The 13,461-nt window shown below is 68.3% G+C and carries 12 protein-coding genes; 4 read left to right on the plus strand and 8 right to left on the minus strand.

What is annotated here, in order from left to right:
* Positions 1 to 36: 36 nt before the first annotated feature.
* Positions 37 to 1,812, minus strand: coding sequence for a glucan ABC transporter ATP-binding protein/ permease (locus ASF22_RS02085; RefSeq protein ID WP_056260994.1), 1,776 nt, complete (start codon positions 1,810 to 1,812; stop codon positions 37 to 39).
* A gap of 280 nt (positions 1,813 to 2,092) precedes the next feature.
* Here ASF22_RS02085 and ASF22_RS02090 point away from each other — a divergent pair, with 280 nt between their 5' ends.
* On the plus strand, positions 2,093 to 2,866 hold the full coding sequence (locus tag ASF22_RS02090) for a MotA/TolQ/ExbB proton channel family protein (RefSeq protein WP_056173321.1): 774 nt from the start codon (positions 2,093 to 2,095) through the stop codon (positions 2,864 to 2,866).
* A gap of 40 nt (positions 2,867 to 2,906) precedes the next feature.
* Positions 2,907 to 3,737 (plus strand): flagellar motor protein MotB, encoded by an 831-nt coding sequence (locus ASF22_RS02095; protein ID WP_056173318.1) that lies wholly within the window; start codon positions 2,907 to 2,909, stop codon positions 3,735 to 3,737.
* Between the two features lie 8 nt (positions 3,738 to 3,745).
* On the opposite strand, the gene ASF22_RS02100 is transcribed toward ASF22_RS02095, so the two are convergent.
* Together ASF22_RS02100 and ASF22_RS02105 are read right to left on the minus strand one after the other, a co-directional pair.
* Positions 3,746 to 4,234 carry a CAP domain-containing protein gene (locus ASF22_RS02100; protein WP_056174116.1) on the minus strand — a complete coding sequence of 163 codons (489 nt, stop codon included), beginning with the start codon at positions 4,232 to 4,234 and terminating at the stop codon, positions 3,746 to 3,748.
* 34 nt (positions 4,235 to 4,268) lie between these two features.
* Positions 4,269 to 6,872 carry a DUF3772 domain-containing protein gene (locus tag ASF22_RS02105; RefSeq protein ID WP_056260995.1) on the minus strand — a complete coding sequence of 868 codons (2,604 nt, stop codon included), beginning with the start codon at positions 6,870 to 6,872 and terminating at the stop codon, positions 4,269 to 4,271.
* A 672-nt stretch (positions 6,873 to 7,544) separates the two neighbouring features.
* Between ASF22_RS02105 and ASF22_RS02110 the strand changes: the two genes are divergently transcribed.
* Positions 7,545 to 8,093 (plus strand): HNH endonuclease, encoded by a 549-nt coding sequence (locus ASF22_RS02110; RefSeq protein ID WP_056260997.1) that lies wholly within the window; start codon positions 7,545 to 7,547, stop codon positions 8,091 to 8,093.
* Here the strand turns inward: ASF22_RS02110 and ASF22_RS02115 are convergent, their stop codons facing one another.
* The 4 genes from ASF22_RS02115 to ASF22_RS02130 all read right to left on the minus strand — a co-directional run bounded on the left by ASF22_RS02115 (position 8,094) and on the right by ASF22_RS02130 (position 11,495).
* Positions 8,094 to 8,318, minus strand: coding sequence for a hypothetical protein (locus tag ASF22_RS02115; RefSeq protein ID WP_156398881.1), 225 nt, complete (start codon positions 8,316 to 8,318; stop codon positions 8,094 to 8,096).
* Between the two features lie 151 nt (positions 8,319 to 8,469).
* Complete coding sequence (locus tag ASF22_RS02120; RefSeq protein ID WP_056173308.1) at positions 8,470 to 9,408, minus strand: outer membrane beta-barrel protein; 939 nt, start codon at positions 9,406 to 9,408, stop codon at positions 8,470 to 8,472.
* Positions 9,409 to 9,517: 109 nt separating this feature from the next.
* Complete coding sequence (locus tag ASF22_RS02125; protein ID WP_244474186.1) at positions 9,518 to 10,324, minus strand: outer membrane beta-barrel protein; 807 nt, start codon at positions 10,322 to 10,324, stop codon at positions 9,518 to 9,520.
* 292 nt (positions 10,325 to 10,616) lie between these two features.
* Entirely contained in the window at positions 10,617 to 11,495 is an 879-nt protein-coding gene (locus ASF22_RS02130; RefSeq protein WP_056261000.1) for an outer membrane beta-barrel protein, read from the minus strand.
* A gap of 222 nt (positions 11,496 to 11,717) precedes the next feature.
* On the opposite strand from ASF22_RS02130, the gene ASF22_RS02135 reads away from it, so the two are divergent.
* Positions 11,718 to 12,044 carry an MmcQ/YjbR family DNA-binding protein gene (locus tag ASF22_RS02135; RefSeq protein ID WP_056173299.1) on the plus strand — a complete coding sequence of 109 codons (327 nt, stop codon included), beginning with the start codon at positions 11,718 to 11,720 and terminating at the stop codon, positions 12,042 to 12,044.
* A gap of 6 nt (positions 12,045 to 12,050) precedes the next feature.
* Here ASF22_RS02135 and glmM read toward each other — a convergent pair whose 3' ends face one another.
* Positions 12,051 to 13,394: a phosphoglucosamine mutase gene (gene glmM, locus ASF22_RS02140; RefSeq protein WP_056173296.1), complete on the minus strand. Its 1,344-nt coding sequence runs from the start codon at positions 13,392 to 13,394 to the stop codon at positions 12,051 to 12,053.
* Positions 13,395 to 13,461 lie beyond the last annotated feature (67 nt).

A 13,461-nucleotide genomic window follows, 5' to 3' on the forward strand; every position in this document is an offset into this window, starting at 1 on the left:
CCCGTCCGAGCCGGAGATCGGGGAGGGCCTTTTCGTTCAGGCCGCGAGTTGCATCGCGACAGGCTCTTCCGCCGCCATGAACTGGGCTCGGGCCAGATCGGCGAAGCGGCCGTTCTGCTCCACGAGGCTGTCGAAGGTGCCAGACTCGACGATCCGGCCCTCGTGGAAGACGAGGATGCGGTCGGCGTTGCGGATGGTCGCGAGGCGGTGGGCGATGACGAAGGTGGTGCGGCCCTCCATCACGGCTTCGAGGGCGCCCTGGAGCTTGCGCTCGGTGGTGGCGTCGAGGGCCGAGGTTGCCTCGTCGAGGATCAGAACCGGCGGATTCTTGAGCAGGGCGCGGGCGATCGACAGGCGCTGGCGCTCGCCGCCGGAGAGCGAGCGGCCGCGCTCGCCGATGACCGTGTCGAGGCCGTCGGCCTGACGGGCCATGAATTCGGTGGCCTGGGCCCGCTCCAGGGCGTCGATCATCTCGGCATCCGTCGCATCCGGCCGGCCGACGAGGAGGTTCTCGCGGATCGAGCGGGCGAACAGCATCGGCTCCTGGAACACCACGCCGATGTTGTGGCGCAGGGAGGACAGGCCGATGTCGCGGATGTCGGTACCGTCGATGCGGATTGCGCCGTGGTCGGGGTCGAAGGCGCGGTGCAGCAGGCCGAGGGTCGTGGACTTGCCCGAACCCGTGGTGCCGACGAGCGCGATGGTCTCGCCGGCCTGCGCCGTGAACGACACGTCCTCCAGGGCCTTGCGGCGGGAATTGTAGGAGAAGCCGACGGCGTCGAACGAGACGGCGCCGTCGAAGCGTGCGACCTGAGCCGCACCGGGACGGTCGTGCACCGCCGGGGTGGTGTCGAGGATCTCGAAATACTCGGCGATCTTCGGCATCTGCTGGAACAGGCCGTTGATGCAGGTGGCGACCTGATCGAGGCGCGAGACCAGCATGGTGGCCAGACTCATGAAGGCGACGACCTCGCCGACGGTGGCCTGGCCGTGCTGGTGCAGGGCGATGCCGGTGATGAAGATGGCCGTCATGGTCAGGGTCGCGGAGGCGCGGGTGGCGACGTTGGCGAGCGCCCACCAGGACAGGACCGGGATCTGGGCCGCGAGCAGGTTGCGGATGATGTCGTGCATGGCGTCCTTCTCCGCCTTGGCGCGGGTGAAGGACTGGATGACGGCGACGTTGCCGAGCGCGTCCGAGGCGTGCTCGGCGAGGCCCGACTGATACTCCTCGACCCGACCCTGGAGGGTCTCGGTGCGGCGCATGACCAGGGTGGTGAGCACCGTGAAGGCCAGCACCAGCACGACGAGGATCGAACCGAGCTGCCAGTTCACGAACAGGGTCATGGGCAGGAGGACGGCGAGCGACACGAAGGCGACGAAATGGTCGCGGAAGAAGCCGAGCCACAGCCAGAACATGCCGTTCGAGCCTTCCAGCATCGCCTTGAGGACGCGGCCGGAATGGTTCGAGGAATGGAAGGCGAGCGGCAGTTCGAGGACGTGCTCGAAATAGTTCGCCATGGACGACAGGCGGTTGCGGTGGGCCAGCCGGTCGGCGTGGAGCGCGATGGTCACGCCTGCCGCGATGGTGAACAGGCCGAAGGCCACCCAGGCGCCGATGAGGGGCGCCAGGGTCGCGAAGGCGTTGGACTTGGCGTTCAGGTGGGTGAGCTGGTCGATGATCCGGCCCATGAGCAGGGGCTCGGCGAAGGCCGCGACGGCGAGGGCGACGTTCGCCGTCGCCAGAACCACCGCCAGGCGCTTGTCGGCCCCGAGGAGGCCCATGACGCGGGCATAGAGACGAATCAACGACATGATACCGTTCGCTCCGAGTGCCGATCCTGGCGCGGCCCGCATGGGGTTGGATGCGCCGTGACGCGTCGCCGGTCCGGTCTCCGCCCGCCGCGTGCGGGGTCGGCCAAATCCTTGACGTGACGCGCTTATGGCGTTCGCTCCCTGAACGGCGAATGACACGATCGGCCAAGCCGCGCGAGGTCTTTTACGGTTCGTTCACGCTGAATCCGCCAACGTGGGGACGGCGCCTCGTCCCGGGGCGCTCTCGCGGCCCCCGACGGCCGCCGAAGGCTCGGTGATCATGGACCTCGCAACCGGTATCGGGCTCATCGGCGGCTTCCTCACCGTCTTTGTCCTGATCATGATCGATGGCGGCAACTTCGCCGCCTATTTCGATAAGCACGCGGTCATCGTGATCTTCGGCGGCGCCACCGCCGCGACCATGATGCGTTTTCCGTTCTCGACCATGATGCACGGCCTGCCCATGGGCCTGCGCTACGCGTTCTCCATGCGGGCCATCAAGCCGCGCGAACTCATCGAGGAGATCACCCGGATCGCCGACGTGGTGCGCAAATCCGGCCCGATGGCCCTCGAAAGCATGGAGATTTCCGACCCGTTCCTCGCCCAGGGCGCGCGCTACATCGCCGACGGCTACGACCGGGACTTCATCCGCGACACCATGGAGCGGGACCGCGACAACTTCCTCATGCACCTCGACGAGGGCTCGAAGATCTACCGGGCCTTCGGGGATTGCGCGCCGGCCTGGGGCATGATCGGCACCATCCTCGGGATGGTCACCATGTTCGCCAACATGTCGGACCCGTCGAAGCTCGGGCCCGCCATGGCGACGGCCCTGCTCGCCACCCTGTACGGCGCGCTCCTCGCCAACATGGTCACTCTTCCGCTCGCCGACAAACTCCACGTCAAGCTGGAGGAGGAGGACGTCTCGCGCTCGCTCATCATCGACGGCATCCTGCTCATCCGCGATTCCAAGAGCTCCTCGCTCGTGCGCGAAATGCTGATCGCATACCTGCCGCACAATCACCGCGACGAAGTCGGGGCCGAGGCGGCCTGACGGGCGCGACCGGTCCGACGGGCGAGAGGGAGACCAAGTCGTGGCCAAGAAGAAGCGCGGCGCGCATGGCGGCCACGGCTGGTTCGTGACCTTCGCCGACCTGATGGCGCTGCTCATGAGCTTCTTCGTGATGATCGCCGCCTACTCGACGCAGGACCAGAAGAAAATGCAGGCGGTGGCCGGCTCCATGCGCGACGCCTTTGGCGTCAACAAGGAATCGCGCTTCGCCGGCATCATCGAGAAGGACGGCTTGCCGACGGCGAACTTCGTCAAGCACAAGCGCGACATCCCGCCCGAGCAGTCCACCGACCACACCAATCCGCCGGACGTCGAGGGGACGGCGGACGACGGCGCACCGGACACCGGCATGCCGGAGGCGTACGGCCTCGCCGCCGCCAGCCTGCGCCAGGCCCTGCAGGACATGCCGGAGATCGCCGAGGCCTCGAAGAACATCATGGTCACGCCGACCGCCAAGGGCCTCGACATCGCCATCGTCGATCAGGACGGCGCCTCGATGTTTCCGGACGGGTCGAGTCGGCCGAACGACCGCACCCGGCGCCTGCTGGAACGTTTGGCGCCGACCTTGCGCAAGATGCCAAACCGCATCGCCATCGCGGGCTTCACCGCCTCGGAGCGTCCCGGCGCGCGGCCCGCCGCTCCGCCCTGGGAGCTCTCGGCCAACCGGGCCATCTCGGTGCGGGAGATCCTCGCCGGCAGCGGCGTGCCCGACGATCGCTTCGCCTCGGTCACGGGCAAGGCCGACACCGAGCCGCTGTTTCCCGACAACCCGTTTCTCGCGGCCAACCGCCGGGTGACGGTGACGCTCCTGTCGGAGGCGCCGGTGGTTTCGCGGAAGATGAAGTTCCCCTGACGGGGACGCTACTTCGACACCAGCAGCGCCCAGTAGACCCGGTATTTCGAGTTCGGCGCGTAGGCCGTGGCGATGCCCATGCGGGTGGCGTCGGGCGCCAGCATCACGGCATTGTGGGCCGGGCTGTCGCGCCACCCCGAGAACGCCTCCGCCAGGGTGTGGTAGCCGGCCGACAGATTGGCGCCGGCCGACGGGTGGCCGAGGCGCTCCATGGCGACCCGCACGGTCTGGGCGCGGCTCGGCCGATCGGCGGCCGCCATGGCGGCGGCCTCGGCTTCGGCGAGCTTCTGCAGTTCGGGGTCGAGGCGCAGCGCCGTGCCGCCGGTGCGGGCGCGGTAGGCCGAGATCATGTCGCGGGCCGTGGCCGCGTCGACCTGCGCCGCGGCGGTGGTCATCGGCCAGTACAAGCTCGGCAGGGCCGTGGCGGTCTCGAGGGGCTGCTGCGTCGCGCACCCCGTGAGCGTCGCTCCGGCGACGAGGCAGGCTCCGAAACACACGCCCCGGACACCCGAAAATCCCTGGCCCACCTGCTCACCCCTTCGGCATCTCGGCCTCCCGCCGGCCCGCCGATCCGTTCGCGTCGCCCCTCGGCTCCGCGAACGAACTGGCGATCCGGCCCATGGCCTCCTGGAACGGTTCGAGCCCCTGCACGACGACGTTGCTGGAGCCCGGACCCATGGCCGGGATCATTCCGACCTCGGACAAGGACTTGAACACGGCAAAGTTCAAATCGTTCTGCACCTTCAGGCCGAAACTCACGTCGATGATCATGGCGATGAGCTCGAACTCGAGGAACGGGTCGCCGATCTTGCGGAAGACCACCCGGGGCGGAGGCTCCTTCAGCACGTCCGGGTGGGCGCTGGCGCAAGCGACCAACATCTCGGCGGCGCGCACGGGGTCCTGGTTGCGCAGGACGTTGACCGTGATGGAGACCCGGCCGGTACGGTCGCCCCGGACCCGGTTCTTGACGATGCCGGAGATGAGGTTCGAGTTCGGCACGATGACGGCGGAGCGGTCGAAGGTCTGGATCTCCGTGGAGCGCACGGAAATGCGCTTCACGATGCCCTCGCTGTCGCCGATGAGCACCTGGTCGCCGACGCGGATCGGGCGCTCCCACAGGAGCAGCAGGCCCGAGACGAAGTTGTTGACGATGGATTGCAGGCCGAAACCGATACCGACCGACAGGGCGCCGGCCACGATGGTCAGTTTCTCGAGACTCAGGCCGAGATACGAGAACGCGAGCGCCAGGGTGAGCAGGAAGCCGCAATAGCCCGCGATGGTCGAGATCGAGTTGCGCAGGCCCGCATCGAGGTCGGTGGCCGGCAGGTAGGTGTTTTCGAGCCAGCGCTGGATCGCCCGGGTGACGGCCATGCCGAGCACGAGCAGGCCGACGGCCAGCGCGATGGTGGAGAGCGAGATGGTGACGTCGCCGACCTTGAATCCGAAGAAGGCGCTGCGCACGGAGGTGAACACGTCCGTCGAATCGAGGCCCCAGGGGGCGAGCGCCAAGAGGGCCGCGACCAGGATGAGGACGACGCGGGCGAAGCCCGTGGCCAGCACGGCGATCTGGTTCAGGGAGCGTTTGCGCAGGCCGGTGTTGGCCTGGAGCGCGGTCGCGATCTTGGTGTCGTCGCGCAGGGTCCCGCCGATGAAGGTGTCGGCGCTGCCGATGAACAGGAACAGCAGCACGAACAGGCTGGCGGTCCAGACGAGCTGGTCGATGAGGAAGGTCGAGAACGCGACGTAGCCGACGAGCGCGGCCGCGCCGATGACCGCCACCGCAGCCCAACCGAGGAGCCGGGCCGGGCCGCCGATGCCGGTGGCGGCCTCGGGGGCCACGTAGGGCCCGAAGCACGCCTCCTCCTTCTCCGCCGTGTCGGCGAAGCGGTGCAGGCCGATGGCGAGGATGAGGGCGGTGGCAATGGCGCCGAGGCCGCGCGTGGCGATGGAGATCGGCAGGGCCGCGGAGATCGCGGAGTTCAGGGCTTCGACGGATTTCACCACGGTGATCACCACCGCGATGCTCACCGCCAGGGTGGTGATCCGCGAGGCGGCCGCATCGGTCATCGTCGTGGTGCGCCAGGACGGCTTGTCGGGCGACAGCAGGGCGTCGGCCAGGGCCTCGACGAAGGCGATGAAGGCGAGCCCGATGAGGATCGCCCCGGCCACCGGCAGCAGCCGCATGGGCAGGAGGTTGGTGACGTCGAGGGCGTAGTAGACCGCATAGCTCCCGAGCACCGCCGGCACGGTGCCGAGGAGGAAGACCCGCCAGGCGGCCAGCAGCTTCTTGCGCTGTGACGGATCCGTGGCCTTGGCGTCGCGCCGACCGAGGCGCGGGGCGATGTTGCGGCGACCGAAATACAGGGCGATGGAGATGCCGAAGGCGATCCCGAGGAAGAGCAGGTTGGTGAGGGTGCCGTTGCGCGCGAACAGGTCGGCGGTGTCCGAGACGGCGTTCTGGAGTGCACGGACGTCGCGCGGGATGTCGGCGGCGATCCGCATCCACAGGTCCGGGGTGACCAGGGCGGTGGAGCGCTCGAACAGGCCGCGGGTGAAGGCCGCGCGGCGCTTGTTGGTGACCTGATCGACGATCTGGTCGCTCTGCACGAGGAGGGATTTCGCGAGGCGCTGGGTCTCGTCGATCTCGGCCACCGCCTGTTCGCGCTCCGTGCGCTCGCGGGCGACGTCCTCGCCCTCCGCCCCCTCCTTCGGCTTGGGGCCGAGCTGCGTCAGGCGTTCGCGGGCCGCCTCCAGGCGCGGCGTGGTGAGATCGATCACGTGGCGGATGCGGTCGGCGATGGCGTCGACGCCATCGCGCGCGCGGGTCAGGTCGCCGCTGCCGACAGTCTCGCCGGCGAGGATCTTTTCGCGGTGTTCGAGGTCGTCCTTCGCCTTGTCGAGGGTGTCGCGGACGGTCTTGATCTCCTCCGACACCACGGGCTTCGGGGCCGGGGGCTTGGCGGGTGCGGCCGGCTGGGCGACGGGTGGAGCAGCCGGCGCGGCCGGCTGGGCGGCGGGTGCCGCCGGCTGGGGCGCCTGTCCGAAGACCGCGCCGGGAACGAAGCTCGCGAGGCCGAGCCATCCCGCTGCCAGGACCGGGACGAGACGCAGCCTGCGCCCGGTCCCGCCGGGCATGCGACGCACCCTCCCCTCGGTGGGCCGATGAGCGGTCGGGGCGTTCGTCTCGTGCAAGGTGCCGTCCTTCGTGTCGGGGGCCCTGCCCGCTCGGAATGGCGCGGCGTGCCGGGGCGACGCTGCGGGATCGCACGAACGAGGCCAGGGCGATCAGGGTCGGGAGACGCGGCAATCGCCGAGCAATGGGGCGAAAGGCTGACCGTGCCCCGCCCCGGCCGCATCGCTGGCGTGCGGATCGCGGGCAGACGACCTGTGGGGAAACGAGCTGCCGGCCCGGCGACCCGTGGGCATCGCTCCTTGTGGGCATCGCTCCTTGTGGGCATGGCGTCGCGCGCATGCGGGGCGACCTTCACAAGCGTGTCATGCTGATATTAGACTAACCCGCGATGGACTTTGCCTTTTCGTATCGGTGCGAGGAGGTGGTGACGGTCGTCCGCGTCGAGGGACGTTGCCACCAGCCGGGCGCTTTCGCCCGATGCGACCGCTTTTGGCCTAAGCCTTCCGTGATTTCCGCCGCGCCTGCGCCGCTCCGACGGCGCCTTCTGCGCGCGCCCGCCCACGGGACGCACCGGTCCAAACTCCGAAAACGTTTGATCTTTCATCCGACAGGGGCAGCGCGCCGGGCGATTCCCGCGCGTTGTCCCCGTGTCGACCCGCCGAGAGGGGTGCGCCATGCTGGATCTCCAAACGCTCGTGCTGAACGCCGATTACCGGCCGCTGTCCTACAATCCGCTCTCGCTGTGGTCCTGGAAGGACGCCTTCACCGCCCTGTTCCTCGACCGCGTCACCCTGGTGGCGAGCTACGACGTCGAGGCACGTAGCCCGAGCCGCTCCCTGCGGGTGCCGAGCGTCGTCGCCCTCAAGAGCTACGTGACCCTGGCGCGCAGCCCGGCCTTCACCCGCTACAACATCTACCTGCGCGACACGTTCTCGTGCCAGTATTGCGGCCTGCGCCTGCCGTCCGGCGGGCTCACCTTCGATCACGTGGTGCCGCGCTCGCGCGGCGGGCTGTCGAGCTGGGAAAACGTGGTCGCGGCCTGTTCGCCGTGCAACCTGCGCAAGGCCAACCGCACCCCGGCCGAGGCCGAGATGCCCCTCTTGCACGAGCCGCACCGCCCGACCCGGTACGAGCTGCACCGCCGCCAGCCGGAATTCGACCACCGGCAGTACCACCACACCTGGGTGGACTACCTCTACTGGGATTCCGAGCTGGAGAGCTGATCAGAACCGGCGCGGCGGCTCGTTGTAGAGGGGCAGATTGAGGGAGCGCGGCACCCGCACCACGGGCAGAGGTGGGGGCGGCGGCAGGTAGGCCGGATCGCGATAGGCGATCTCGGGCGGCGGCAACGGCCGGTGACGGAGTTCTCCCCCCGCCTGTGCCGGGCCGAGACCGGCGAGGACGAGGCTGGCCGAGGCCAGTCCGGCGCTGAGGACGAGGCGGATCATGGTTCGGGCGTTTCCGGCATCGGTGAAATCGATCGGGTGCGGCACCCCTATCCTACCCCGCCAAAAGCGAGTGCCGCCTTAACAAGCCCGCGCGTGTTCCGTCCCATTGCGCAGCGGCCGGCCATCCACCGGAGACGGTGTCGAGGCACAATCAGAACTTCACGGCCGCACCGCCGCGCACGGTGTTGAGATTGACCTTGTGGCCGTCGAAATCGTTGAACAGCACGTACTGATATTCGGCCCGCAGGAGAATGTTCTGCGTCAGGGCGTATTCCATGCCCGCGCCAAGGGCGATGCCGCCGACGATCTTCTCCGTCGGCCCCTTGGAAATCGCAACTGGAGCCGCGGGGACGGTCTGCAACGCTCCGTTGGGGGATGATTGAACGCCAGGATAAGCCGGGTTGAAGCTGAGGTAATCGTGACGGGACACGTAAGCCGGTGCTCCCGCAGTCAGAGCTTGGTTGGCTGCATAAGTTCTGGCATCGTATCCATAGTTCTGTACCAGGACTTGGTCCGTAACGATGGCGCGGCCGATCGCAACGCCGCCTGTGACGAAGGGAAGAAAGCTGCCAAAACTCCAGCCACCACGCGCACGAATAGTTCCATAATCTTCGATTTTTGTGGTGGATTCACCAAAGAGATTGACCGTTTCCGCAATGCCGCCGGATGTCATCATAATTCGGCCGATGCCGTTCGATGCGACGCCCGTGCGATTGAAACGCGTGTAGTCCGCTTCGATGCCGACGACGGCTTCGTCGAACTGATAGTTGAATCCGGCGAACGCACCGTAGCTCGTTCCTTCGATACGCGTCGAAGGTATCGCTAGCAGATTCGAGGCCGAGAACTGGCTTTCGATATCGCGTGCTCGGAATTGGAGGGCCAGGATATCCTGGAAGACGTTCTTCTGCTGGAGCGCGGCCGACGTATAGCCGCCATGCCCACCGACATACACGCCATTCCAATCGATGATCGGGGCCGCCGGCTCGTAGTCCGGGCCGCGCAGGACGCCGTAATCGAGGTCGGCGGCGCCGGCGGTGGAGCCGGCGCCGAGGGCGAGCGTCGTCAGGAGCGCGAGGGTCAGGGTCCGCATCGATGTCGTCCTCAAGGCGTCAGATCGACTGGGTTTTTACTGAGCCTGTTCTGGAATGTGTACTTGAGTAACCTTAACGGAGCGTTTCGGTCTCCGAAGCCGGCCGGGCCTACTCGTAGGGGTTTCCGCTGCTCCACACCGTGGGCAGTCCCTGCAGGCTCGGAATGCCGTCGCGGAAGGCATAGCGCAGGCCGACGCGGACTTCGTTGGCGGCGAGATCCTTGAGGCTGCTGCCGGACCGGAAGGCGTCGAGGCCGGATTCGGCGCGCCCGAGATCGACGTAGCGGTAGCTCGCATCCAGGCTGAAGCCGGCGCCGAGCTCGTAGGCGACGCCGCCCGTGAGCGCCCAGGCGAGGTTGGTGACGGAGCGGTTGGGCCGGATCACCGCCGGGCGTGGGCCCGCGCCCGGCCCGCCGTCGCAGGCGTCGATGAGGCAGGTGGTCTGGGTGTAGCCCCGGCGAAACTCGTTTCGTGCGAAACCGACGCCGGCGCCGATATACGGGGTCAGGCCCCACCAGGTCCCGAGGTCGGCGTAGACGTTGACGAGGCCCGTGAGTGCGCCGAGGCGCCCGGCCTCGACGTTGTAGCCCGTGGCGAAGTTGGTGCGCGACGAGTACGCGCTGTAGGTCGAATCCTGGCGCTGGTCGAAGGTGGCGTCCACGCGCAGCCAGGGATTTATGCGGTAGCCGACGCCGCCGCCGTAGCCGGCCTCGCGGCTCAGGGTCCGCCGCACCAGGGGCGGCATGCCCGGATCGTTGGGATCGGGCAGCGTCGCGTCCGTCGGGCGCAGCGGAAAGCTCTCGGTGAAATCGGCGCGGAGATACCAGCCGCCGCCGATGGGCACGGGGGCGGCCTCCGGCGGCGGGGGCGGCAGCAGGTCGGCGCCCCACGCGGGCACGAGGGCTGCGAGCGACATCAGGGTCAAGGCCGATCCGGCGACCGCGGCGCACGTCCGCCCATGGGCGCGATGCGAAGGGCGCGTCTGCTGTGTCATGCTGTCCCCGAACCGTTTGCACCCTGTCCCGGGCGGCACGCACCCGTAGGGACCGACCTGGCTGTCGTCATGTGCGCGAGTATCGGAGAGGAAGGTTAGGAGCGGATTAAGCTTAACGCGATTGCGGCGAAGGTTTGCTGTCGCAAACCAAGACGGCGCGAACCGGAGGGTTCGCGCCGTCTTGGTCATGGGCGCTGTGACGCCCAAGGGTGTGTCAGTACTTGCGGATCAGCGGAACCGGCTCGGGCTGGTAATCGGCGATGACCGGAGCGGCGACGATACCGCCGAGCATCCAGCGCATGCCGATGCGCACATCGTGGGAGGTGACTTCCTTGAGCTTGTAGGAGGCGCCGGCACAGCCCGGATCGTTGAAGCAGCTCACCGAGCCGGTGCCGACATGGCCGAGGTTCATGTAGCGGTAGCCGAGTTCGAGCTTGAGGTTCGGCGTGACGCTGTAGCCGAGGCCGGCCATGGCCGCCCAGGCGAGGTTGGTGGTGCGCTTGGTGGCGGCGATGCCGAAGCCGCCGGCGGCCGAACCGGCGCCGGTGTCATTGAAGCCGTGCACCGTGTGGAAGGCCGAGCCGACGCCGCCGCCGATGAAGGGCGTCACGCCGTACCAGCTGCCGAGATCGACGTAGCCGTTGGCCATGGCGACCACGGTGGAAAGGTTGCCCTGGTCGTAGTCGATCCCCTTGGCCGGAACGCCGTTGCCGTAGGGCAGATCGAACTTCTCGACGAAGGAGAAGCGGCCGCCGCCCCGGAATTCACCGGTGATGTCGCCACGCAGGAAGCCGTTGAACTGGTAGCCGACGCCGCCGCCGCCGAAGAACTGGTCGCCCATGCTCTTCTGGTGGATCTCGTAGTTCGGCGGCAGTGCCTTGCCCGGCACGGTGGTCACCACCTTCTCGTAGCTCGCGGCACCCACGCCGATATCGCCGCGCAGGTACCAGCCGCCGCCGATCTCGACGGGCGGGGGCAGCGGCTCGGGCGGCAGGGGGGGAAGCAGGTCGGCGGCGTATCCGAGGCTGGGCGCTCCCACGCTCGCAAGGAGCGTGAACGAGCGCACCAAGGCAGACAGCTTGGAGCGGCGCATGGAATTCAGTCCTTCACTCGACCGTTTGCCGGGAGCGACGAGGCGCCGGCTCGGATGACGAAGGCATGATTGGCGCAACGGGGTTAAATCAGGCTTAACGTTAAATCTTATCCTTGCCGGACTATCACGAGACAAGTGGAGACTCCGGGTCAAGTCAGGCGGGCAGGCCGGCGTCGATCCGGACCGGTGCATCTGAACCTGCACCTGTGTAGACACGCGGCGATGCGCCCCGAGGATGTCCGTGCCCTTGCCCTGTTGCTCCCCGGCGTGGTCGAGGCCGCGCATCAGGGGCATCCCGATTTTCGCATCGGCGGCCGGATCTTCGCGACCCTGTGGGTCGAGGAGGAGCGGGTCGTCCTGAAGCTCACGCCCGGCGACCAGGAACACCTGCTGGCCGAGGCGCCGGACCTGTTCGCGCCCGTGCCGGGGGCATGGGGGCGGCGCGGCTGGACCAACCTCGACCTGTGGGACGCCGACGAGGCGGTGCTGCGCGACGCCCTGCTGGCGGCGTGGCGCAACGTGGCGCCGGCGGCCCTCGACGGGGATTGAGGGCGATCAGGCCGCGGCTTTGGCCACGGCGTCCACGACGGTGTCGACCACCTCCGATACCAGGGCGCGGTCGTCGCCCTCGGCCATGACGCGGATCACCGGCTCCGTGCCCGAGGCGCGGATGACGAGGCGACCGTCGTTGCCGAGGCGCTCGCGGGCCTGCGCGATGGCGGTCACGACCGAATCCGCCCGCAACGGCTCGCCTGCGCGGTAGCGGACGTTGCGCAGGATCTGCGGCAGTGGATCGAAGCAGTGGCAGACCTCGCTGACCGGCCGGTCGGAGCGCTTGACCACGCTGAGGAGCTGCAGGGCGGCCACCAGACCGTCGCCGGTGGTGGCGTAGTCGGACATGATGATGTGTCCGGATTGCTCGCCGCCGAGGTTGTAGCCGTGCTCGCGCATGTGCTCGAGGACGTAGCGGTCGCCCACCGCCGTGCGCGCCAGGGACAGGCCGATGCCGCCGAGGTAGCGCTCGAGGCCGAGGTTCGACATGATCGTCGCGACCAGCCCCGGCTGGGTCAGGCGGTCGTCCTCCTTCCACGAGCGGGCGACGACGGCCATGAGCTGGTCCCCATCCACCGACTGGCCCTTCTCGTCGACGATGAGAACCCGGTCGGCGTCGCCGTCCAGGGCGATGCCGATGTCGGCGCGGAGTTCCCGGACCTTGGCGGCCAGCGCCGCCGGCGCCGTCGAGCCGACATCCTGGTTGATGTTGAATCCGTCCGGCTCGACCCCGATGGCGATGACCTCGGCGCCGAGCTCCCACAGGGTCTCGGGCGCGACGCGGTAGGCCGCGCCGTTGGCGCAATCGACCACGATCCGCAGACCGTCGAGGGTGACGTTGCGGGGCAGCGAGCGCTTGGCGAACTCGATGTAGCGGGCATGCACGCTCTCGATGCGCTTTGCCCGGCCGAGATCGCGCGAGCCCGACAGCCGCTTGTGCATCTCGCCGTCGATGAGCGCCTCGATGGCGCGCTCCACGTCGTCGTTGAGCTTGAACCCGTCCGGACCGAACAGCTTGATGCCGTTGTCCTCGAACGGGTTGTGGGAAGCGGAGATCATCACGCCGAGGTCGGCCCGCATGGAGCGCGTCAGCATGGCGACCGCGGGCGTCGGCATCGGACCGAGCTGGAGCACATCCATGCCGACCGAAGTGAAACCGGCGATCAGGGCCGTCTCGATCATGTAGCCCGACAGGCGGGTATCCTTGCCGATCACCACCCGGTGACGATGGTCGCCGCGCTGGAACAGGAGCCCGGCGGCCTGGCCGACCTTGAGGGCGAGTTCGGGCGTGATCACGCCGTTGGCGCGCCCACGGATGCCGTCGGTGCCGAAATACTTGCGCGACATGGGTTCGCGATCCGTCTGCTGTCTGCTGCGGTGGGCCCGGAATCCGCCTCCGAGGCTATCCCGGCAC

The organism is Methylobacterium sp. Leaf87, from assembly GCF_001422775.1.
GTDB lineage: Bacteria > Pseudomonadota > Alphaproteobacteria > Rhizobiales > Beijerinckiaceae > Methylobacterium.